The organism is Bradyrhizobium sp. 134, assembly GCF_023074155.1.
In the GTDB taxonomy this organism is placed as follows: Bacteria; Pseudomonadota; Alphaproteobacteria; order Rhizobiales; family Xanthobacteraceae; genus Bradyrhizobium.
Map to the genome: position 1 here is coordinate 110,676 of NZ_JADPKX010000046.1, position 20,721 is coordinate 131,396.

21 protein-coding genes are annotated in these 20,721 nt (G+C 64.0%); 8 read left to right on the forward strand and 13 right to left on the reverse strand.

Annotated elements, in window-relative coordinates:
- Positions 1–16: 16 nt before the first annotated feature.
- From IVA75_RS17920 to IVA75_RS17930, 3 genes are all read left to right on the forward strand, one after another.
- Entirely contained in the window at positions 17–286 is a 270-nt protein-coding gene (locus IVA75_RS17920; RefSeq protein ID WP_081747864.1) for an RNA-binding S4 domain-containing protein, read from the forward strand.
- 132 nt (positions 287–418) lie between these two features.
- Positions 419–757, forward strand: a complete 339-nt coding sequence (gene fdxA / locus IVA75_RS17925; RefSeq protein WP_027567965.1) for a ferredoxin FdxA — start codon at positions 419–421, stop codon at positions 755–757.
- A 344-nt stretch (positions 758–1,101) separates the two neighbouring features.
- Complete coding sequence (locus tag IVA75_RS17930; RefSeq protein ID WP_081747863.1) at positions 1,102–1,944, forward strand: CarD family transcriptional regulator; 843 nt, start codon at positions 1,102–1,104, stop codon at positions 1,942–1,944.
- Between the two features lie 117 nt (positions 1,945–2,061).
- Here IVA75_RS17930 and IVA75_RS17935 read toward each other — a convergent pair whose 3' ends face one another.
- A complete protein-coding gene (locus IVA75_RS17935; RefSeq protein ID WP_247283030.1) occupies positions 2,062–2,433 on the reverse strand; it encodes a helix-turn-helix domain-containing protein in 372 nt (123 codons plus the stop codon).
- Between the two features lie 109 nt (positions 2,434–2,542).
- On the opposite strand from IVA75_RS17935, the gene IVA75_RS17940 reads away from it, so the two are divergent.
- Positions 2,543–3,253, forward strand: coding sequence for a glutathione S-transferase family protein (locus tag IVA75_RS17940; RefSeq protein ID WP_247283032.1), 711 nt, complete (start codon positions 2,543–2,545; stop codon positions 3,251–3,253).
- A 37-nt stretch (positions 3,254–3,290) separates the two neighbouring features.
- Here IVA75_RS17940 and IVA75_RS17945 read toward each other — a convergent pair whose 3' ends face one another.
- The 7 genes from IVA75_RS17945 to cyoA are packed head-to-tail and all read right to left on the reverse strand — an operon-like array spanning position 3,291 to position 10,205.
- Complete coding sequence (locus IVA75_RS17945) at positions 3,291–3,824, reverse strand: response regulator transcription factor (RefSeq protein ID WP_027515183.1); 534 nt, start codon at positions 3,822–3,824, stop codon at positions 3,291–3,293.
- Positions 3,821–5,194: an ATP-binding protein gene (locus tag IVA75_RS17950; protein WP_247283034.1), complete on the reverse strand. Its 1,374-nt coding sequence runs from the start codon at positions 5,192–5,194 to the stop codon at positions 3,821–3,823. Before IVA75_RS17950 ends, IVA75_RS17945 begins: the two co-directional genes overlap by 4 nt.
- Positions 5,166–6,026 carry an SURF1 family protein gene (locus IVA75_RS17955; RefSeq protein ID WP_247283036.1) on the reverse strand — a complete coding sequence of 287 codons (861 nt, stop codon included), beginning with the start codon at positions 6,024–6,026 and terminating at the stop codon, positions 5,166–5,168. Before IVA75_RS17955 ends, IVA75_RS17950 begins: the two co-directional genes overlap by 29 nt.
- Positions 6,023–6,409, reverse strand: a complete 387-nt coding sequence (cyoD, locus tag IVA75_RS17960) for a cytochrome o ubiquinol oxidase subunit IV (protein WP_247283038.1) — start codon at positions 6,407–6,409, stop codon at positions 6,023–6,025. Before cyoD ends, IVA75_RS17955 begins: the two co-directional genes overlap by 4 nt.
- On the reverse strand, positions 6,406–7,035 hold the full coding sequence (cyoC, locus tag IVA75_RS17965) for a cytochrome o ubiquinol oxidase subunit III (RefSeq protein WP_247283040.1): 630 nt from the start codon (positions 7,033–7,035) through the stop codon (positions 6,406–6,408). The genes cyoD and cyoC overlap by 4 nt, the downstream gene beginning before the upstream one ends.
- Positions 7,036–9,033, reverse strand: a complete 1,998-nt coding sequence (cyoB, locus tag IVA75_RS17970; protein ID WP_247283042.1) for a cytochrome o ubiquinol oxidase subunit I — start codon at positions 9,031–9,033, stop codon at positions 7,036–7,038.
- 11 nt (positions 9,034–9,044) lie between these two features.
- Complete coding sequence (gene cyoA, locus IVA75_RS17975) at positions 9,045–10,205, reverse strand: ubiquinol oxidase subunit II (RefSeq protein ID WP_106941594.1); 1,161 nt, start codon at positions 10,203–10,205, stop codon at positions 9,045–9,047.
- 183 nt (positions 10,206–10,388) lie between these two features.
- Between cyoA and IVA75_RS17980 the strand changes: the two genes are divergently transcribed.
- Positions 10,389–11,714 carry an MFS transporter gene (locus IVA75_RS17980; RefSeq protein ID WP_027567954.1) on the forward strand — a complete coding sequence of 442 codons (1,326 nt, stop codon included), beginning with the start codon at positions 10,389–10,391 and terminating at the stop codon, positions 11,712–11,714.
- Between the two features lie 122 nt (positions 11,715–11,836).
- Here IVA75_RS17980 and IVA75_RS17985 read toward each other — a convergent pair whose 3' ends face one another.
- Together IVA75_RS17985 and IVA75_RS17990 are read right to left on the reverse strand one after the other, a co-directional pair.
- Positions 11,837–13,228: a M48 family metalloprotease gene (locus tag IVA75_RS17985; RefSeq protein WP_018452960.1), complete on the reverse strand. Its 1,392-nt coding sequence runs from the start codon at positions 13,226–13,228 to the stop codon at positions 11,837–11,839.
- Between the two features lie 134 nt (positions 13,229–13,362).
- The gene (locus tag IVA75_RS17990) at positions 13,363–14,202 is read right to left on the reverse strand and encodes a thermonuclease family protein (RefSeq protein WP_247283044.1); all 840 of its coding nucleotides are present in this window, start codon (positions 14,200–14,202) and stop codon (positions 13,363–13,365) included.
- 254 nt (positions 14,203–14,456) lie between these two features.
- Between IVA75_RS17990 and IVA75_RS17995 the strand changes: the two genes are divergently transcribed.
- The 3 genes from IVA75_RS17995 (at position 14,457) to IVA75_RS18005 (ending at position 17,340) form a co-directional block, all read left to right on the forward strand.
- Complete coding sequence (locus IVA75_RS17995) at positions 14,457–15,662, forward strand: ABC transporter substrate-binding protein (protein ID WP_247283046.1); 1,206 nt, start codon at positions 14,457–14,459, stop codon at positions 15,660–15,662.
- Positions 15,663–15,796: 134 nt separating this feature from the next.
- Entirely contained in the window at positions 15,797–16,588 is a 792-nt protein-coding gene (locus IVA75_RS18000; RefSeq protein ID WP_247283048.1) for an enoyl-CoA hydratase, read from the forward strand.
- Between the two features lie 2 nt (positions 16,589–16,590).
- Positions 16,591–17,340: a hypothetical protein gene (locus tag IVA75_RS18005; RefSeq protein ID WP_247283050.1), complete on the forward strand. Its 750-nt coding sequence runs from the start codon at positions 16,591–16,593 to the stop codon at positions 17,338–17,340.
- 176 nt (positions 17,341–17,516) lie between these two features.
- On the opposite strand, the gene IVA75_RS18010 is transcribed toward IVA75_RS18005, so the two are convergent.
- The 3 genes from IVA75_RS18010 to IVA75_RS18020 are packed head-to-tail and all read right to left on the reverse strand — an operon-like array spanning position 17,517 to position 20,593.
- Positions 17,517–18,335, reverse strand: coding sequence for an enoyl-CoA hydratase/isomerase family protein (locus tag IVA75_RS18010; RefSeq protein ID WP_247283052.1), 819 nt, complete (start codon positions 18,333–18,335; stop codon positions 17,517–17,519).
- 15 nt (positions 18,336–18,350) lie between these two features.
- Positions 18,351–19,511, reverse strand: a complete 1,161-nt coding sequence (locus IVA75_RS18015; protein ID WP_027567948.1) for an acyl-CoA dehydrogenase family protein — start codon at positions 19,509–19,511, stop codon at positions 18,351–18,353.
- Positions 19,512–19,528: 17 nt separating this feature from the next.
- Complete coding sequence (locus tag IVA75_RS18020) at positions 19,529–20,593, reverse strand: acyl-CoA dehydrogenase family protein (protein WP_247283054.1); 1,065 nt, start codon at positions 20,591–20,593, stop codon at positions 19,529–19,531.
- Between the last annotated feature and the right edge of the window lie 128 nt (positions 20,594–20,721).

The window sequence follows — 20,721 nt, forward strand, 5'->3', positions numbered from 1 at the left end:
GACCGAGCGGCAGCGCATCGACAAATGGCTATGGCACGCGCGGGTGGTGAAGGCGCGCACCTCCGCTGCCGAGCTTGTCGAGTCCGGCCATGTTCGCGTCAACGGCGCACGCGAGAAATCGCCGGGGCATGCGATCAAGATCGGCGACGTGCTCACCGTCGCGCTCGATCGCACCGTGCGCGTCCTGAAAGTCATCGCCTTCAACGAGCGCCGCGGCGATGCCGCCTCGGCCCGTGTGCTCTACGAAGAGCTCAGCGAAGGCCATCCGAATTCTCAGCGCAATTAATTGCGCTTTGAATTCATTTCTTGGTCGATCAAGCGCATAAAGCCGTCATGATCGGCCGTTCCTGAGCTTGCGGCGCCGGGCCATCCGCGCTACGCAAGCCGCGACTTTTAAAAGAGCTTTTCGGAGCGTTGGATGACTTACGTCGTCACTGAAGCGTGCATCAAGTGCAAGTACACCGACTGCGTCGAGGTCTGCCCGGTCGACTGTTTCTACGAGGGCGAGAACATGCTCGTCATCCATCCTGACGAGTGCATCGACTGCGGCGTGTGCGAGCCCGAATGCCCCGCCGATGCCATCAAGCCGGACACGGAACCGGGCCTGGAAAAGTGGCTCACGGTCAACGCCGACTACGCCAAGAGCTGGCCGAACATCACCCAGAAGAAAGAATCACCTGCCGACGCCAAGGATTTCGACGGCATGGAGGGCAAGTTCGACAAGTATTTCTCCTCGAACCCCGGCTCCGGCGACTAATTCGGGTCAAACTTAACCCTATTAGCGGCGTTATCGCTGAAAACCAGCCCTTAAGACCCCTAAATCATTGATTTTTGCGGGAAATGTGCTATATTGGGCACATTGAGCCGAACCCTGGTTAGCCCCGTCGGCCCCGTTGGGTTCCCGTGAAACCAAATGTCGAACAGGGGCGTGGCAGTTTCCGCGCGCAGGCTGTGTCACAGAAAACGCGTAAAAAGAGTACTTCAGCGAAGGCTTCCCATAAGGATGCCAAGAAAGTCGCCGCGGCCAGCCGTAGCGCATCCAAGGGTCGGACCGCGACTAAGGCGCCGGCTGCAAAGTCCTCGAAGAACAAAAGAAGCGCAATGCCTAACAAGACTGCCAAGCCGGCCGCGAAAGCGACCGTTGCCAAGCCTGTTGCCGCCAAGCCTGCCGCCAAGCCCGCTGTTGCAAAGACGCCCGCTGCCAAGGCTCCCGCTGCCAAGCCCGCCGCGCCGAAGGCTCCCGTTGCTGCTGCTCCTGCCAAGGCCCCTGTCGCTGCCGCCAAGCCGGCCGTGAAGCCCGCGGCTGTCGCGCCGAAGGTCGAAGAAAAGAAGGTCGTGACCCAGCGTCAGGGCTTCAAGGCCAACGAATTCGTCGTCTATCCTGCTCACGGTGTCGGCCAGATTCTGGCGATCGAGGAGCAGGAGATCGCCGGCGCGAAGCTCGAGCTGTTCGTCATCAACTTCATCAAGGACAAGATGACGTTGCGCGTGCCGACCGCCAAGGTCGCCAATGTGGGCATGCGCAAGCTGTCGGACCCCGCGCTGGTGAAGCGTGCGCTCGAGACCCTCAAGGGCCGTGCCCGCGTCAAGCGCACCATGTGGTCGCGCCGCGCCCAGGAATACGAAGCGAAGATCAATTCGGGCGACATCGTCGCGATCGCGGAAGTCGTGCGCGACCTCTATCGCTCCGAGTCGCAGCCGGAGCAGTCCTACAGCGAACGCCAGCTCTATGAAGCCGCGCTCGACCGTCTCTCCCGCGAGATTGCGGTGGTGCAGCACTCGACTGAGACCGAAGCGGTCAAGGAGATCGAGGCCCAGCTCGCCAAGAGCCCGCGCCGCACCGGCGCCAAGTCCGAAGCCGCCGAAGGCGAAGGCGATGCGGACGCCGAGGGCGATAGCGACGAGACCGATGGCGGCGCTACGGTCGCCGACGAGGCCGCGTAAGCGTCTCGCGTATTCATCGCAACAAATCAAAAGCCCGGCCGTTTGGCCGGGCTTTTTGTTTCGGAGGGACGGTCAGCGGGCCGAATTGCTTCTGAGCCTATGCGGTCCTGAACGGCATCAAACCCGCGATGCGCTTCCCGAAGCGCCGCGCCCGGTCTCGCGGCCGTCTCCGCCCGCGTCAGTCGCAACCGTCGACGACCAGGCGCCCAACGCATCGATCAACGGCACCAAGGTGTGGCCGGCGGCGGTCAGATCGTACTCGACCCTCAACGGGTATCCGTCGAATTCGGTGCGGGTCACGATACCGGCGTCCTCCAGTTTGCGAAGCTCGAGGGCGAGCATCCTGTGCGAGATGGTCGGATTGTCCCGACGCAAGTCGCTGAACCGTTTGGTGCCCTGCTCCAAATAGTAGATCAGAAGCGTAGGCCACCGGCCGCTCAGGATCTGCATCACTTCCTCGATGGGACATCTCGAAACGAGGTCTTTCATCGGCGGACTCCAGGTTACAAAAATGTTCGCAATTTACTTGATGGAGCGAGCGACTAGGGTTCGGGACCGCTGCGCAGCGTGATCATCAGAAATCACGGAGAATAGATCGATGGATCCAATCCTACTCTACGGCTTCCCGATGGGAAGCTCCATGGGACTCGTTGCAGCTCTTGAATGGCTTGGCAGACCATATCGCCTGTGTCGCGCCGACATGCTGGGCGAGATGCTGAGCCCGTCATACGCCAAGATCAATCCGCGACACGAGACGCCTGCACTCATCACGGACCAGGGTGATGTACTGACGGAAACCATGGCGATCGCAGCTTGGCTCGAAGCCAGGGATCCCGAACGGCGCATCAGCTTTGATCCGTTGTCGCCGAAAGCCGATCGCATGCATCAGCTGATGGCGTTCGTGAATACCGGCTTTACCGGCGCCTTCGCGCCGCTTTGGGTCGCAATGGAAGGCGTGGCGATGGACGACGCCATGCGCTCGGCCTTGCGGGAGTTCGGAAGGAGAAAGGTGATCGAACGCCACGACAAGCTCGAAGGCATGATCGAGCCGGCAAGATTCCTGCTGGCCGACCGGCCGACCCTTGCCGACGCCTTGCTGGCAGGTGTGGCGCGCTGGCTCGACTTCCACGCCGTCGCGGAGAGGAGCCGCTGGCCAAAGCTGGCGGCGCTGCGCCAACAACTCGAGGCCGATCCCGCGGTCATCTACGCCACCGCCGTGGAGAGCGGGAGCAATGATCCGGGAGCAGGATCGTGTGCAGGCCATATCGCGCTGGCCGACGTCATCGCGCAATATGGCAAGCAAGCCTAACCAGTGGAGAGGAGGAGCGGCTTCGATTCGCTCCTCCCTACTTCACCGGCCGCTTCTCGAGCTTCCTTGCCAGCGTACGCCGGTGCATCCCGAGCCGCCTCGCCGCCTCCGAGATGTTGAAGTCGGTCTCGATCAGCGTCTGGTGGATGCGTTCCCATTCCAGCGTTTTGATCGATGTCGGCCGGGCGTCGAGTGCGACCTCGGCATTGCCTGCAGCCTTGTTGAAGGCGGCCTCGATGTCGTCGGTGTTCGACGGCTTGGCCAAATAGTGGCATGCGCCGAGCTTGATGGCCTCGACCGCGGTGGAGATGCTGGCAAAGCCCGTCAGCACCACGATCAACATCTCCGGATCGTGCGTGTGCAAAAGCTCGACGCAGGCCAGTCCCGAAGCGCCGCCGAGCTTGAGGTCGACGACGGCATAGCCGAACGATCGCTCCTCCAGGACTTTCCGCACCTCCTCGATTGAGGCGGCGAGCACGACCTCGTAGTCGCGGCGCTCGAACGAACGCTTCAGGGTGCGCGCGAAGCCGGCATCGTCCTCGACGACGATGAGCGAACGATCAGGCGTCAAAAGCTGCCTCCGATCGCCAGCGTTGCGAGCGGCAGCGTGAGGCGGACCGTAGCGCCGCGCTTCCTGTGGTTCTCGGCGGTCACGCTGCCCCCTAGCTTGCGTACCACGTTCACCACCAGGAACAGGCCGAGCCCGCCGCCGGCGCGGCCCTTACTCGACTGGTAGGGCTTTCCGAGCTGTGCCAGCATCTCCGGCGCAAAGCCGGGGCCGCGATCGCTGATCGACAGCACGAGATAATCGCCCTCGCGCCCGGCAACGAGCTCGACCCAGTCGCGCGAGACCTCGTAGGCGTTGTCGAGCACGTTGAAGATCACCTGCTTCAGCGCGACGTCCGAGACGATCGCGACGTCCTCGCCGAAGGTGTTGACGAAATACAGCGTGCGCGCCGAGCGCGCGTCGCGCCACTCATCCACGAGTGCAGTGACGAAAGCCGCCACCGTCGTCGGCGACGATCCCTCGCCGCGGGCTTCGCCCGCTGAGACCAGGATGCCTGTCACGATCGACTTGCAGCGCTGCAGCGAGGTCTCCATCTCCGCGAGGTCCTCGGCCAGCTCCTGATCGGCGGCGAGGTCGGGCATGCGGCGCCAGTCGCCGAGGATGACCGAGAGCGAGGCGAGCGGCGTGCCGAGCTCGTGCGCCGCGCCGGAGGCGAGCAGGCCCATGCGCACGATATGATCCTGCTCGGCGGCATGCTGGCGCAGCGCCGCCAGATGCGCGTCGCGCTCGCGCAAATTCCTGTTGATGCGGGTGACGAACACCACCAGCAGCACGGCGTTGAGTACGAAGCCCAGCAGCATGCCGGCAACCGTGAGCGTGTAGGTCTCGCTCAGCGGGTTCGGCGGCAGATCGAGCGGCCTGTAGGCGACGGTCAGCCAGACGAAGCTCGCGCAGGTCAGCGCGACCAGCGACCAGGTCGAGCGGCCATCGAGCAGCACCGCGCCCAGCGTCACCTGAAGCAGGAAAAGCGAGGTGAAGGGATTGGTGGCGCCGCCGCTGAGGTAAAGCTGCGCGGTCAGCGCGGCGACGTCCAGCATGAGGGCGACCAGCAGCTCGTTGTTGGTGATCGCGGCGCGATGGCGCACCCAGACCAGGCTGGAGATGTTGAGAAATATCAGGGCGCCGATCACTGCGCCCATCCGGGTGAGGGGCAGGGGAATGCCGAGCCAGACATGCACGCCGCCGATGGTCACGATCTGGCCGACCACTGCGGTCCAGCGCAGCTGGATCAGCAGCGCCATGTTCTTGCGGTTGGTCTCGTCGTCGGTCGGCGCAGCGCCGATCAGCTCGCTGCGCGCGTCCGCCTGCGATTGCAGCGTGACGGCGCCCTGCGTTCTTCCGCCGTCAGGTGGGCTCGACGATCGTTCCAGCATCTGATCCCGTCCTGCGGGCGTCGGCATCAGAACCGCCGGCCGCTTCGTGGACGAAGCCGCTCCAGGGCTCCATGCGGCGGAAAAGCCCGCCGCCGAATGTGACGAAAAATCTGCCGGCCAGCATGAACGCCAGGGCAAACCACGTCAGCGCGTAGATCAGGTGGTTATTGGGAAAGCTGATCACGGTCAATCCGCCGATTGGGCTGCTGCCGGATTGTGATCGAGCGTCGGCATCGATGAAAAAGGGCGCGACGTGGTCGAGGCCGCGTGCCGCCGCAATCGCGGCGACATCCCGCGAGTACCAGCGATTGTGCTCCGGCACGTTGGTTCTGAGGAATCCGCCTTTTGGCTCCGTCACGCGCAACAGGCCGGTGATCTCGACCGGGCCTTGCGGATTGCCGTCCCGGCGCGTCGAGACGTCGCGCCGCTCGGACGGCACGAAGCCGCGGTTGACCAGGACCAGCGTGCCGTCGCTACGCTGAAGCGGCGTCAGCACCCAATAGCCCGGGCCTTCTTCGGTGACGGCCTGAACCAGCGTCTCGCGGTCATGCAGGAAGCGGCCGGTGACGCTGACGTGCCTGTACTCGTCGTTTGCGGCGGAGACGGTCGGCCATGCCGCCGGCGAGGGGATCGGTTGGGCCGGGGCATGAACGCGCTGCTCTACGCGATCGATCAGCGCCAGCTTCCAGGCGCGGCGCTCGATCTGCCAGACGCCGAGCGCGATCAGAAGCGCAAAGGCCGTGAGCGAGAGGACCGTGAGCCACAAGGACGGGCGCACGGCGTCGCCGCGCACCTCGTTTGCCTTGCTCATCATGGTCCCGTTCTCGCTCATTTCATCCCGGTCATCTGGTGGATCGGCATCATGTTGCTGTTGAGGTGGTTCATCACCCACAGCGAACCCGACAGCGCGATCACCACCATGACGATGGTGAAGATCAGAGCCATCATGCTCCAGCCGTTCTCGGACGTCGTGTTCATGTGCAGGAAGTAGATCATGTGCACGACGATCTGCACGACCGCGAAGGCCATGATGACGAGCGCGGTGATCTGCTTGCTCGGAAGCGTGCCGCTCATCACCAGCCAGAACGGGATCGCGGTGAGCACGACCGAGAGCACGAAGCCGAGCATATAAGTTGAGAACGAGCCGTGCGCGTTGGCGTGGCTGTCGCCGTGGTGATGATCGCCCGCATGGGCGGCGTGAGTATCGGTGTTCATCGCAGAACTCCCAGGAGATAGACGAAGGTGAAGACGCCGATCCAGACCACGTCCAGGAAGTGCCAGAACATCGACAGGCACATCAGGCGGCGGCGGTTGGCCTCGATCAGGCCGAACTTCCAGACCTGCACCATCAGGGTCACCAGCCAGATCAGGCCGCAGGTGACGTGCAGGCCGTGGGTGCCGACCAGGGTGAAGAAGGCGGACAGGAAGGCGCTGCGCTGCGGCGTCGCGCCCTCATGGATCATGTGGGCGAACTCGGACAGCTCGATGCCGATGAAGGCGGCGCCGAACAGGCCGGTGATCGCCAGCCAGATCTGGGTCTGCGCGATCTTGTTCTGCTGCATCGTCAGCATGGCGAAGCCATACGTGATCGAGGACAGCAGCAGCATCGAGGTGTTCACCGCGACCAGCGGCAGCTCGAACAAATCCTTTGGCGCGGGACCGGCGGCGTAGTTGCCGCCGAGCACTCCGAAGGTGGCGAACAGGATCGCGAAGATGAGACAGTCGCTCATCAGATAGATCCAGAATCCGAGCGACGTGCTGTAGCCTTCCGGATGCGGGTGTTCGTCGGCGAGATAGAAGACCGGCTCGCCGGTTTGCGTGGGATTGACAGCGACAGTCATTTACTTGGCTCCGGCGAGCAGCTTGGTGCGCGCGTCTTCGGCCCGGATGACGTCCTCGGCCGGAATGTCGAAATCGCGGTGATAGTTGAAGGTGTGACCGATGCCGACGGCGAGCATCGCGATGAAGCTCGCGGCCGCCAGCCACCAGATGTACCAGATCAAACCGAATCCCATCGCGGTGGCGAACCCGGCCAGGATGATGCCGGTGCCGGTGCTGCTGGGCATGTGGATCGGCTTGAACCCGGTAAGCGGGCGCTGATAACCGCGCCTCTTCATAACCCACCACGCGTCATTGTCGTGAACGACGGGAGTGAAGGCGAAGTTGTAGGCCGGCGGCGGCGAGGAGGTCGCCCATTCCAGCGTACGCGCATCCCAGGGATCGCCAGTGACGTCCTTGAGCTGCTCGCGCCTGAGGAAGCTGACTGCGAACTGCATCAGCATCGAGAGGATGCCGAGGAAGACCAGGAAGGCGCCAATGCCGGCGACGATGAACCAGATCTGCAGGCTCAGGTCGTCGAACACACGGAGCCGGCGGGTCACGCCCATCAGGCCGAGCACATAGAGCGGCATGAAAGCGAGATAGAAACCCGTGACCCAGAACCAGAACGACAGCTTGCCCCAGAACGGATCGAGCTTGAAGCCGAATGCCTTCGGGAACCAGTAGCCGATACCGGCGAACGCGCCGAACACCACGCCGCCGATGATCACGTTGTGGAAGTGCGCGATCAGGAACAGGCTATTGTGCAGGACGAAGTCGGCCGGCGGCACCGCGAGCAACACGCCGGTCATGCCGCCGAGCACGAAGGTCAGCATGAACGCGATCGTCCACATCATCGGCAGCTCGAAGCGGATGCGGCCGCGATACATCGTGAACAGCCAGTTGAACATCTTCGCGCCCGTCGGGATCGAGATGATCATCGTGGTGATGCCGAAGAAGGAGTTGACGCTGGCGCCCGACCCCATCGTGAAGAAGTGGTGCAGCCAGACCAGGTACGACAGGATGGTGATGACCACCGTGGCGTAGACCATCGAGGTGTAGCCGAACAGCCGCTTGCCCGAGAAGGTCGAGGTCACTTCCGAGAAGATGCCGAAGGCCGGGAGAACCAGGATGTAGACCTCGGGATGACCCCAGATCCAGATCAGGTTCACGTACATCATCGGGCTGCCGCCGAAATCGTTGGTGAAGAAGTTGGTGCCGACGTAGCGGTCGAGCGAGAGCAGCGCGAGCACGACGGTCAGAACCGGGAAGGAAGCGACGATCAGCACGTTGGTGCAAAGCGCGGTCCAGGTGAATACCGGCATCCGCATCATGGTCATGCCGGGGCACCGCAGCTTGACGATGGTGCAGATCAGGTTGATGCCGGACAATGTCGTTCCGACGCCCGCGACCTGTAAGCCCCATATGTAATAGTCGACGCCGACATCCGGACTGTAGCCGATGTTCGACAGCGGCGGATAAGCCAGCCAGCCGGTGCGGGCGAATTCGCCGATGAACAGCGAAGCCATCACCAGCACCGCGCCGCCGACCGTCATCCAGAAGCTGAAATTGTTCAGGAACGGAAACGACACGTCGCGCGCGCCGATCTGGAGCGGCACGACGAAGTTCATCAGGCCGGTGACCAGCGGCATCGCCACGAAGAAGATCATGATCACGCCGTGGGCGGTGAAGACCTGGTCGTAGTGATGGGAGTTGAGATAACCCTCGGAGCCACCGAAGGCGAGCGCCTGCTGCAACCGCATCATCAGCGCGTCGGCGAAGCCGCGCAGCAGCATCACGATGCCGAGGATCATGTACATGATGCCGATGCGCTTGTGGTCGACGCTGGTGAACCACTCGCTCCAGAGATAACCCCAGACGCGGAAATAGGTCAGGCCGGCAAGCATGATGAGGCCGCCGGTCGCCACCACGGCAAAGGTGCCGACGACGATCGGCTCGTGCAGCGGTAGAGATTCGAAGGTGAGCCGGCCGAAGATGAGCTTGAGAAGATCAGGAGACATGCGGGATCTCTTTACGAATCTGACTTCGGACGTTGTCCGAGGAAGAAGGACGAGGACTTCAGCGGCGTGAAAGTCGGCCGCTTCAGGCCGGCGCCGAGCAGCGGCGCGGTGTCGACAGGTGCCGTGATGGAGGCGGTGGTCCTGCCCTGCGGCGCATCGGGCGTGCAGGTGCCGGCGACGAAGGTCGGCTCCGGGCCAAGCGCCGTGCCGCGGCGGGCGTACTTGTCGTAGGCCAGCGGCAGGGTGTTGTTCAGGCCCTCATGGCCGAGGCCGCCCTTGGCGTCGATCGCCATCATCTCGCTCTGGCACATCTTGCCGGTCTCGACGCACATGTTGAGGATCAGGCGGTAGAGATCGGAATCGACCGTGCCGTAGCGCCGCACCGGCTCGTTCTGGCTGGGCTTTTCGAGCTGGAGATATTCGGCGCGGCCGAGCGAGCCGCCGCCGGACTTGGCGCTTGCGATCCAGGCGTCAAAGCCCTTGTCGTCGAGACCCTGGAAGTTGAAGTGCATGCCGGAGAAGCCGGCGCCGCTGTAGTTTGCCGAAAAGCCCCGGTAGGTGCCGGCGTGGTTCACGACGGCGTGGAGCTTGGTCTCCATGCCCGGCATCGCGTAGATCTGGCCGGCCAGCGCGGGGATGTAGAACGAGTTCATCACCGAAGACGCTGTGATGCGGAAGTTGATGGGGCGATCGACCGGAGCTGCCAGATCGTTGACGGTGGCGATGCCGTAGTCCGGATAGATAAAGAGCCACTTCCAGTCGAGTGCGACGACGTCGACCTCGAGCGGGGCCTTGGATTGGTCCACGGCGCGGTCGGCATGGATGCGGCCGAGCGTGCGATAGGGGTCGAGCAGATGCGTGCCCATCCAGGTCAGCGCGCCCAGGCAAACGATGATCAAGAGCGGCGCCGACCAGATCACCAGCTCGAGGCTGGTCGAGTGGTCCCATTCCGGCTCGTAGCGGGCGTCGGTGTTGGACTGGCGGTAGCGCCAGGCGAACAGCACCGTCAGCGCCATCACGGGGACGACAATCAGGAGCATCAGGACGGTGGAGATGATGACGAGGTCGCGCTGTTGCGCTGCGATATCGCCGGCCGGCGCCAGCACGACGTAGTTGCAGCCGCTGAGCGCAACCGCCAGGGGTAGCAGCGCCAGGATCTTGAAACGGGACACGGGCCGAGCCTTATGAGAATGAGTTTCTTTTGCGAGGCCAAGGGGTAGCTGCGGCGCAGCAATCCGGACATTGGACAATTTGTCCAATGTTGCAGTGCGGGAGGTTGCGCCAGACAGGGCTAGATTGCCTGGCGCCTCGCCGGGGCGGTCGGCTTTGGTTTTCAGGACGTTAAGGGCGCACGAATGGCGACGGCACAGACCCCCGCAATGGCAGACCACTCGGGCGAGCACGGCCACGACCAGGCCAGTCCCGGCGAGATCGCTATCGGCGTCATCATCGGCCGCACCTCGGAATTCTTCGACTTCTTCGTCTTTGCGATCGCCTCGGTGATCGTCTTCCCGCGCCTGGTGTTTCCGTTCACGAGCGAACTGACCGGCACCCTCTATTCCTTCATGGTTTTCGCGCTGGCCTTCATGGCCCGGCCGATCGGCACCGTCATTTTCATGACGGTCGACCGCGGGTACGGCAAGACGGCCAAGCTGATCTCGGCGCTGTTCCTGCTCGGCACCGCCACCGTCGCGATCGCGTTCCTGCCCGGCTATCACGAGATCGGCGCTGCCGCGATCTGGCTGCTGGCGCTGGCGCGCATCGCACAGGGTCTGGCCTGGGGCGGCGCCTGGGACGGCATGGCCTCGCTGCTGGCTCTGAACGCGCCGCCTTCGCAGCGCGGCTGGTACGCGATGGTGCCGCAGCTTGGCGCGCCGCTCGGTCTGATCGTGGCGAGCGGCCTGTTCGCCTATTTCGCCGGGAATCTCTCGGCCGACGATTTCTTCGATTGGGGCTGGCGCTATCCGTTCTTCGTCGCCTTTGCCATCAACGTCGTGGCGCTGTTCGCGCGCCTGCGCATGGTGACGACGGAAGAATATGCCTCGCTGTTCGAGACCCGCGAATTGCAGCCCTCGCGCATCTCCGAGACGGTGGCGCGCGAAGGCCAGAACATCATGCTCGGTGCGTTCGCGCCGTTGGCAAGCTTCGCGCTGTTCCACATGGTTACGGTGTTTCCGCTGTCCTGGGTGTTCCTGTTCACGCGCGAAAGCCCGGTGCGCTTCCTGATCATCGAGATCGTCGCCGCCGTGTTCGGCGTCGGCGCGATCGTGCTCTCCGGCGTCATCGCCGACCGCGTCGGCCGCAAGTCGCTGCTGATGGGATCGGCGATTGCGATTGCGATCTACAGCGGCTTTGCCCCGCAGCTGCTCGATGCCGGCGCGTTCGGCGAGACCATCTACATGGTGATCGGCTTCATCCTGCTCGGTCTGTCGTTCGGCCAGTCGTCGGGTGCGATCGCATCGAACTTCAAGCAAGCGTATCGCTACACGGCCTCGGCGCTGACCTCCGACATGGCCTGGCTGTTCGGCGCCGGCTTTGCACCGTTGGTCGCTCTGCTGCTTGCCACCAATCTCGGCGTCATCGCCTCGGGTGCGTACCTGCTGTCAGGGGCGTTCTGGACCTTGCTTGCGCTCTGGCTCAGCGGCCAGCGCGAGGCCGGCGATATGGATGCGGGGCGCTGATCGGGCGGAGCTTGAAGGGTGGGCAAAGGCGTGTAAGCGCCGTGCCCACCACCTTTCAACAATCCTGACCGGGAATGGTGGGCACGCTTCGCTTTGCCCGCCCTACGGCAGTTTAGTGTATGTCAATCCGCCACGACCTTCACACGATCGCGCACCTTCACCTGCGCGTTGCGATCGAGCCCGTTGAGGACGCGGAAGCGCTCGGCGGGGTGATCGACGCCGGCCATGCGGTGGGAGAGCGATTCCACGGTGTCGCCGGGCTGCACGGTGATGACCTTGATGCGCAGCGGGCGCGCGGCCTGGATCTCGTCGAGCGTCAGCCGGCGGAATGAACCGACGGTCTCGCGCGCATTGCGCTCGCTCTCGGTCGATTTCTGCCGGGCCGCGAAGATGAAGCGGTAGACGTCGCTGCCGAAGCGCAACGCATAGACCTTGAACTGCCACTGGTCACCCTTCGCGGTCGCGGACGCAGCCGGAAAACCGTTGATGGTGATGTCCTCGGTGGAGGCCTTCTCGACGCCCTCCATCCAGCCGGAATTCAGGTAATCGCCGAGCGACTGTTCGGCCGGCACCCGCACGACGTCGAAACGCATCGCCTGCGAGCCGCCGTCGCGCACGCCGATCACGGCCTGCGCGGTGTTGTCGAGCGTAAAATTGTCCGGTGCCTGGAAAGTGAAGCCGAGCTTCGGATGCAGGAAGCGCCGGCCGCGGACAAAACCTTCGCTGGGGTCTTCGCCGTAGACGAGATTGTCGATCGCGGCGAGGTAGGTCTCGCGGTCACGCTCGCCGCCTTCTGGCGCTGCGTATTGCCGTGCGATGGTCTGCGCGTTCTGCACGCGCTCGGGCGTTGCCGGATGCGACGAGGTGAAATCCTGCGCGCGCGGATCGAGCGAAGTCTTGCCGACCTTCAGCTCGGCATTACGCTCCATCGCCGAGAGAAAGCGTGCGGCACCATAAGGGTCGAAATGGGCCTTGGCGGAAATGCCGACGCCGACGCCGTCGGCCTCGAACTCCTGATTGCGCGAAAAGCTCGCCATCGTCAGCTTGGTCTTGGCGAGCGCGAGCGCGGTGAGATCGGGATCGTTGCTCATGTCGGTGACGACGCGGGTGACGATCGCCGCCTGGCGGGCCTGGTCCTCACGCATCGCGGCGTGCTTGGACAGCACATGCGCCATCTCGTGGCTGAGCACGGAGGACAATTCCGACGTATCGCTCGCCAGCGCAAGAAGGCCGCGTGTGACATAGAGCTGACCGTTCGGCAGCGCGAAGGCGTTCACCGCGCCGGAATTGAGGATCGTGACCCGGTAACCCTGATCGGGGCGGTCGGACGCCGCGACCAGCCGGTCGACGGTCTTGGTGACGAGCGATTCGAGCCTGGGGTCGTCGTAGGTGCCGCCATAGCTCGCCAGGATGCGCTCGTGCTCCTTCTCGGTGGCGGGGGTCTGCGCGACGGCCGGCTTCGGCTTGGGCATCGCGACGGTCGGCGGGGCCGCCGCGGTCTGGAACCGGCCCATATCGCCGCAGCCGGCGAGGGCTGAACCCAGCACGAGGCATAGCGCAGCCGGCGCTGCCCGCAGGCGGCGGCGTTCACCTCGTCCGTGCCGTCCTAGCACCCCATTCACGTCGCTTAACCCGTGCCTGGCCCCTTTTAGGGCCTTACCCCTGTCGGCTCGTTTGCGCCCAGCAACTCGATCTGTCCCACGAGGCGGACATCGATACGCGGCCCCGTATTCCCCTCAGCCCAGCCCCGGACACGAATACGTTTATTTTCCAGAGACTTAAGGACGATCCCGGCGCCTTCGAACGCGGGTACCATGCGCTTTGAGATAGTCACGGCGAAGCCGCGTGTCCAGTTCCGTCCGAAGTTGAGGTAGGTCATTGCCCCAGCTTGCCGGACCGACAGGACTTTGCCCTCGACCACCACAAAACGCCCGATCCCCGCCAAAATATCGTCCGGACTTTCCGCGTTTTTTATGGCCGACGGGTCAGCCCAGCTGCCCTTTTTTTGGCGCCTCGCCTCGGCCTCCGACGCCATCAGGGCGGCCGCGCAGTCCTTATCGGCGATCTCGGCGGAGACGATGGCGTCGCCCTGGGCGAGGAGCGTTGCCTGCACGGAGATGTCGCTCTCGCCGACAAAGACCAGCGCGCCCTGGCGGCCATAGCGATCGGGCGTGTCGTCAGCGCTGCGCAAAATAACGTCGCGACCGACGAGCAGCGTGGTCAGCGCCTGCTTCGTGGTCGCGGTCGGCTCGATGCCGGTCAAGCGGATTTCCCGGCCGTCATCGAGACGCAGACTGCGCGCATCGATCGCGGCGACGCGGCCTTCGCCCTGGGACTCGAACTGGCACGGCGTGGCGGACGCACCGCGAGCCGCGACCAGAAGACATGCGACGATGAGATGAAGCAGTCGCGTCACGTTGCCCGGAAAGGTTGCGTTGCGCTCCAACCATAACTCAAGCGCGGTGGGGAGCGAAGACTGTTTGTTCATACTCCGTCATTGCGAGCGCGGCGAAGCAATCCAGAGTCCCTCCGCGGAAAGATCCTGGATTGCTTCGCCGCGCTCGCAATGATGGCGGAGGCACTCTTCCGCATCTCGTCATTCCGCTTTGCGGAAAGCGCGTGTTGATCGTTCATCTGCATCGTCCCGCGCGCTTGCTGCGCTGTCGCGCATGCGGCATGATTGCGGCAACACCAATAACCAAGCCGCCATTAGAGACAGGCGATCAAGGGAGGTCTTTTTCGATGAAGCATGTTTTGTCGGGCATTTTCGCTGCTGCGCTGGCGCTGAGTGCAAGCGCCGTGCAGGCGCAGGACAAGCCGCCACTGAAGATCGGCGGTATCCTCGACATGTCGAGCCTTTATGCCGACATCACCGGCCCCGGCAGCGAGACCGCGGCCAAGATGGCCGTGGAGGACTTTGGCGGCGAGGTGCTCGGCCGCAAGATCCAGGTGCTGGCTGCCGACCATCAGAACAAGGCCGATCTCTCTGCCAACATCGCTCGCGACATGCTCGACAATCAGGGCGTCGAGATGATCTACGACGTCGCGGCCTCCGCGACTGCGCTTGCCGCCGGCGAGATCGCGAAAGCGCGTAACAAGATCATCATGTTCAACGGCCCGGGCTCGATCCGCCTCACCAACGAGGCCTGCGGTCCCTACACCATCCACTACGTGTTCGACACCTACGGTCAGGCCAATGTGACCGGCCTTGCGGCCGTGAAGTCCGGCCTCGACACCTGGTACTTCCTCACCGCCGACTACGCCTTCGGCCAGGATCTGGAGAAGGACACCAGCGCCGTCGTGACCAAGACCGGCGGCAAGGTGCTTGGCAGCGTGCGCCATCCGCTCAACACGTCGGATTTCTCGTCGTTCCTGCTCCAGGCCCAAGCCTCGAAGGCAAAGGTGATCGGGCTTGCGAACGCCGGCGGCGACACCGTCAACGCCATCAAGCAGGCGGCCGAGTTCGGCATCACCAAGGGCGGCCAGAAGGTCTCGCCGCTGCTCGCCTTCGTGACCGACATCGACTCGATCGGGCTCGAGACCGCGCAGGGCCTGTTGCTTGCGGAAGCCTTCTACTGGGATCTCAACGATGACACCCGCGCGTTCTCGAAGCGCTTCCAGGAACGCATGAAGCGGCCGCCGACCTCGGCGCAAGCCGGCGTCTACTCTTCCGTGACGCACTATCTGAAGGCCGTGAAGTCGGCCGGCACGACGGACGCTGCAACAGTCATGAAAGTGATGAAGGAGACGCCGATCAACGACTTCTTCGCCAAGAACGGCAAGATCCGCGAGGACGGCCGCATGTTGCACGACATGTACCTGTTCGAGGTCAAGAAGTCGTCGGAATCCAAGGGCCGCTGGGACGACTACAAGCTGCTCGCCACCGTGCCCGGCAGCGAAGCGTTCCAGTCCCTGGAGCAGTCGCGCTGCCCGTTGGTGAAGAAATAAACCTCGTCATTGCGAGGAGCGAAGCGACGAAGCAATCCAGGCTGTCTCCGCGGAAACATTTCTGGATTGCTTCGCTTCGCTCGCAATGACGAGCGTCGATAGACCGAAGCAAAGAACAGCAAGGGAGACGTCCCATGAGCAACGACATGGTCCTGCAGAAGCTCGAAGGCGGGCTGCTCACCATCACCATGAACCGGCCCGAGCGGAAGAACGCGCTCAACCCGGACATGGTCGCCGGGCTGGTCGTGGCGGCACGGCGCGCGGCTGATGATCCGGAGGTGCGTGCGGTCTTGTTCAAGGGCGCGGGCGGCAGCTTCTGCGTCGGCGGCGACGTCAAGTCGATGGCCGAGGGCCGGGCGCCGCTGCCGTTCGAAGTGAAGATGGCGAATCTGCGCCGCGGCATGGAAGTGTCGCGTATCCTGCACCAAATGCCAAAGCCCGTGGTGGCACAGCTCGATGGTGCTGCGGCCGGCGCGGGTCTGTCGATGGCGCTGTCGTGCGATCTCCGCGTCGCCTCCGAATCCTGCAAGATCACGACCGCCTTCGCAAAGGTCGGCTTCTCCGGCGATTACGGCGGCACCTATTTCCTCACTAAGCTCCTCGGCAGCGCGCGGGCGCGCGAGCTCTATCTGACCTCGCCGGTGCTGACGGCGAAAGAAGCGCATGCGATTGGCATGGTGACGAAGGTTGTCCCCGACGCCGAGATCGACGCGGCCGCGCACGAGCTCGCACTGTCGCTGGCGCAAGGGCCCTCGATCGCGCTCGGCTTCATCAAGCGCAACATCAACAATGCCGAGCATCTGGCGCTGGAGGATTGCTTCGACGGCGAGGCGATCCACCACACCCGCTGCAGCGACACCGAGGATCACAAGGAGGCCGCCAAGGCGTTCGTCGAGAAGCGCAAGCCGACCTTCAAGGGCGCATGACGATGGCGCCCTATATGCGGTTGCGGCAGATCTGCCTGGTCGCGCCGCAGCTCGCGCCCGTGATCACCGATATCGCTGATATCATGGGCCTCGCTGTCTGCTACCGCGACGGCAATGTCGCAAAGTACGGCCTGGAGAACGCGCTGCTGCCGGTCGACACGATCCTGCTGGAGGTGGTCGCGCCGTTCAAGGACGGCACCACGGCCGGCCGCTTCATCGAGAAGAGCGGCGGGCGCGGCGGCTACATGGCGATCTTCTGCTGCAACGATCCCGACGAGCGCGGTCGTAACGCCAACGCGCTTGGCGTGCGCACCGCCAACGTCATCGACCACGCGCCCTATCACGGAGTGCAGCTCCATCCCCGCGACTGCCGCGCCGCCTTCATCGAGTTCAACCACACCGAAGGCAGCGACGACATTTTGGGTCCGTATCCACCGGCGGGGCCAGACTGGCAAAAATTCATCCGCAAGGACGTGACGCAGGCGTTGACGAGCGTGGAAATGCAGAGCCCGGATCCGCAAGGGCTGGCCGAGCATTGGGGCAAGATCATCGGCGTTGCGCCGAGCGGCGATGCTGAACTGAAGTTGCCCAACGCGACCTTCCGTTTCGTGAAGGGCGCCAGCGAAATCATGAGCGCGCTGGAGTTTCGGGTCGCTGATGTTGCCGGTGTGTTGCACGCCGCGAGGGCGAAGGGACATGCCGTGGCGGGCAACGAGTTCTTGCTCGGCGGGGTGACGTTCCGCGTCAGTTGAGTGCTTGGTAGTGATCCGTCACCCTAGGTGCTCGCCTCTTGGGCGAGCCTCGAAGGGCGACGGCGACCAGCGGGGCCGCTCATCCTTCGAGGCTCCCAGCGCGATGCTAGGCATCGCGCTACTCGCACCTCAGGATGACGGATTGAGAGAGGGCGTGCGGCGCGACCCTGCCGCAATCACCTGCCCTTGAAATTCGCCGTCCGCCGCTCTTCCGTGGCTTTCACGCCTTCCTTGAAGTCTTCCGTCGCGCGCAGGCGGGTCTGCTCCTCGAGCTCGTGATTGGTCGCCGCCATGACGCGGTCGGCCAACCCGGCGCGCATCGTGGCGCGGGTGGAGACGAGGCCGAGCGGGGAGCATTCGGCGATTTCGCTGGCGAGCTTCAGTGCCGCCGCCTTGACCTGGTCCTGCGGCACCAACTCGTTGGCGAGGCCCCATTTGAAGGCTTCCTCGCCGGTGACGCGGCGGCTGGTGTAGAACATCAGTTCGGCGTTGTTCTTGCCGATCAGCTCGGGCAGCGTCACGGTCAGGCCGAAGCCGGGATGGAAGCCGAGCTTGGTAAAGTTCGCGGAGAAGCGCGCTTCGGGGCAGGTGACCCGGAAGTCCGCCGAGACCGCGAGGCCCAATCCGCCACCGATGGCGGCGCCCTGCACGGCCGCGACGATCGGCTTCTTGGCGCGGAAGATGCGCACGGCCTGGATGTAGAGATGGTTGATCGCCCCGAGGCTGTCGGCCGGATCGCCCTTGGCCGTCTTGTCGGCTTCGCGCGCCTCTTGCGCCTGCCGTGCAGGGTCCTGGAAATTGGCGCCGGCGCAAAACGCCTTACCCTGCGCCGACAGCACCGACGCGCGAATCTCGATGTCGCGATCGAACGCGTCGAGCGCGTCCGCGATCTGGTTGATCAGCGAAATATCGAAGAAGTTGAGCGGCGGGCGGCGGATCTCGATGGTGCCGACGTGACCAACTTTTTCGACGCCGATATCTTTGTAAGTGCTCATGATGTCCTCGAATGATTAGCGCAAACCAAGTCCGCGGGCGATGATGCCGCGCAGCACCTCGGTGGTGCCGCCCTGGATGGTGAGTTTCGGCGCGGTCTTGATGGCGAAGTCGAGCTGCCGCTCCAGCGTCTCGCGATTGGTCGCGGTCTCCTCGACGAAGGCGGCGAGATCGCGCACGCGGTGCGGCAGCTGCTGTTCCCACACGGTGCCGATGTCCTTGACGATGGAGGCTTCAACGACCGGCTCCTTGCCGGCTTGCAGCATGCCCGCGACCGAGACCGACATGCGCCGCATGGTGTGGAGCTGCGCCACCAGCCGGCCGATGCCTTCGGCACTGCGGGTATCAGGATTGGGGCCGACAGCGCGAACCAGCTCGGTCAGCACGTAATAGGTCTCCAGGAAACGCTCGGGGCCCGAACGCTCATAAGCGAGCTCGCTGGTGGCCTGCTTCCAGGCGCCGTCGACTTCGCCGAGTACATGATCGTCGGGCACGAAGAAATCCGTGAAGACGACCTCGTTGAACTCGTACTGGCCGGTGATCTGGCCGATCGGGTTCACCTGGATGCCGGGCTGCTTCATCTTGACCAGGAACTGGGTCAGGCCGTGACGCCGGTTTTCGTTGGTCGGCTGCGACGTCCGGAAGATCGCGATCATGTAGTCGGCGATATGCGCCGACGAGGTCCAGATCTTGGTGCCGTTGATGAGATAGCCGCCGTCGGTCTTGGTCGCGCGCGTCTTCGCGGCGAACAGGTCCGAGCCGGAGTTCGGCTCGCTCATGCCGATCGCGAAGCAGATCTCGCCGCGGCAAATACGCGGCAGGATGTCCATCTTGATGTGCTCCGGGGCGTACTTGATCAGAACCGGCCCGCTCTGGCGGTCGGCGACGAAGAACCGCCGCGTCGGCGCGTTGGCGACGCGCATCTCCTCGGTCACCACGTAACGTTCGAGGAACGAGCGCTCCTGGCCCCCATATTTTTTCGGCCATGTCATGCCGAGCCAACCCTTGGCGCCGACCCGGCGAGAAAATTCCGGCGCGTCGGTGTCTTCACGGTTGGGCTTGTGCGGATCGAAGGTGCCGGCGGCGATTTCCTCCGCGAGGAAGGCGCGCACTTCCTTGCGCAATTGCTCGCATTTCTCGGGCAGGCGGATCGGATCGAAACGGAGGGCAGCAGTCATTGTTGTCTCGTCCCTGATCAGCGCGAAGCCACGAGCGGCCACAATTCGTCGGCTCCGCGGTTGGCAATGAGCTTGCCGAGCTCGACGGCCCAGTGGCTTTCCGAACCGAAATCATCGCGCCAGGCCAATGCCCGCAGCGAATAGCGGTGCAGGATGTGCTCCAAGGTGAAGCCGATCGCGCCATGAACCTGATGCGCGATGGCGCCGCCCTTTTCCGCGGCTTCCGCGCAGCGGATTTTTGCCGAGGCGGCTTCGAGGTAGACCGCGTCGTCGAACGACTTTGCGTTGGCGATAGCATCGGCGGCCGAGGTCGCCGCGGCAAGGGCAGCAGCCGACTCGCCGGCGAGGCGGGCGAGATTGTGCTGCACCGCCTGGAATTTCGAGATCTTCTTTTCGAACGCGACGCGCTCGTTGGAATAGCGCACGGAGATGTCGAGCATCGATTCCAGCGCGCCCGCGATCTGAAGGCTGCGGGCGACGCCGCCCATCAGCATCATTGTGGTCTGGTCAAAGCCGTCCGGGGCGGGCTTGACGGTGACGGGCTGCACCTTGTTGAGCGTGACGGTGTCGCTGTGGTCGTAGCCGACATTGAGTCCGGTCTCGATCCGAGCCTTGCTCGCATCGACCAGCGCGATCGAGGCGCCGTCCTTGCCGTGGGCCAGCACCGCGAAGTGCTTTGCCGCCTTTGCGAAGGGCACGCCGCGGGCGCGGCCGGAGAGCGCGCCGTCGGCGTCGCGGGTGATGCGATCCTTGGGCGACGCCGGCAGCACCGTCATCTCCCCTTCGGGGGATGCGATCTTCGCCTGCGCCAGCAGCCAGCCCGCCAGCATGGTTTCGGCCAGGGGAACCGCGACGGCGAAACGGCCGGCGGCGTTCAGCAGCGCAAAGCCGTCGGCAAGGCTCGCGCCGGAGCCGCCGAGATCGTCCGGCACCCAGGCCAACGGCAGGCCGGCTTCGCTCAGCGCCTGCCACAGCGGCGCCTGCCATGAATCCTTCTTGTCGTTGTTGACGGTCTGCGGATCGGCGAGATCGGCGAAGATTTTCTCCGCGGTCTCGACGACGATATTGTCACTCTCCGCCACAGCGTTCCCCGTGTTTTGCCATTGGCGCTTCCCGCCCCGTGGGCGGACGCGCAGGTTCTTCTTGCGCCCGATGATCCGAAAAAGCCATGGCCCTGACAAGCGCTGATCGCAGGTCAACCTGCGGCGCG

What these genes read in the sequence shown, in the direction of transcription:
- fdxA (WP_027567965.1), top strand. Translation starts at nt 419, where the DNA reads ATGACTTACGTCGTCACTGAAGCGTGCATCAAGTGCAAGTACACCGAC.
- IVA75_RS17930 (WP_081747863.1), top strand. Translation starts at nt 1,102, where the DNA reads ATGCCTAACAAGACTGCCAAGCCGGCCGCGAAAGCGACCGTTGCCAAG.
- IVA75_RS17935 (WP_247283030.1), bottom strand. Translation starts at nt 2,433, where the DNA reads ATGAAAGACCTCGTTTCGAGATGTCCCATCGAGGAAGTGATGCAGATC.
- IVA75_RS17940 (WP_247283032.1), top strand. Translation starts at nt 2,543, where the DNA reads ATGGATCCAATCCTACTCTACGGCTTCCCGATGGGAAGCTCCATGGGA.
- IVA75_RS17950 (WP_247283034.1), bottom strand. Translation starts at nt 5,194, where the DNA reads ATGCTGGAACGATCGTCGAGCCCACCTGACGGCGGAAGAACGCAGGGC.
- IVA75_RS17955 (WP_247283036.1), bottom strand. Translation starts at nt 6,026, where the DNA reads ATGAGCGAGAACGGGACCATGATGAGCAAGGCAAACGAGGTGCGCGGC.
- cyoD (WP_247283038.1), bottom strand. Translation starts at nt 6,409, where the DNA reads ATGAACACCGATACTCACGCCGCCCATGCGGGCGATCATCACCACGGC.
- cyoC (WP_247283040.1), bottom strand. Translation starts at nt 7,035, where the DNA reads ATGACTGTCGCTGTCAATCCCACGCAAACCGGCGAGCCGGTCTTCTAT.
- cyoB (WP_247283042.1), bottom strand. Translation starts at nt 9,033, where the DNA reads ATGTCTCCTGATCTTCTCAAGCTCATCTTCGGCCGGCTCACCTTCGAA.
- IVA75_RS17980 (WP_027567954.1), top strand. Translation starts at nt 10,389, where the DNA reads ATGGCGACGGCACAGACCCCCGCAATGGCAGACCACTCGGGCGAGCAC.
- IVA75_RS17985 (WP_018452960.1), bottom strand. Translation starts at nt 13,228, where the DNA reads ATGGGCCGGTTCCAGACCGCGGCGGCCCCGCCGACCGTCGCGATGCCC.
- IVA75_RS17990 (WP_247283044.1), bottom strand. Translation starts at nt 14,202, where the DNA reads ATGAACAAACAGTCTTCGCTCCCCACCGCGCTTGAGTTATGGTTGGAG.
- IVA75_RS17995 (WP_247283046.1), top strand. Translation starts at nt 14,457, where the DNA reads ATGAAGCATGTTTTGTCGGGCATTTTCGCTGCTGCGCTGGCGCTGAGT.
- IVA75_RS18000 (WP_247283048.1), top strand. Translation starts at nt 15,797, where the DNA reads ATGAGCAACGACATGGTCCTGCAGAAGCTCGAAGGCGGGCTGCTCACC.
- IVA75_RS18005 (WP_247283050.1), top strand. Translation starts at nt 16,591, where the DNA reads ATGGCGCCCTATATGCGGTTGCGGCAGATCTGCCTGGTCGCGCCGCAG.
- IVA75_RS18010 (WP_247283052.1), bottom strand. Translation starts at nt 18,335, where the DNA reads ATGAGCACTTACAAAGATATCGGCGTCGAAAAAGTTGGTCACGTCGGC.
- IVA75_RS18015 (WP_027567948.1), bottom strand. Translation starts at nt 19,511, where the DNA reads ATGACTGCTGCCCTCCGTTTCGATCCGATCCGCCTGCCCGAGAAATGC.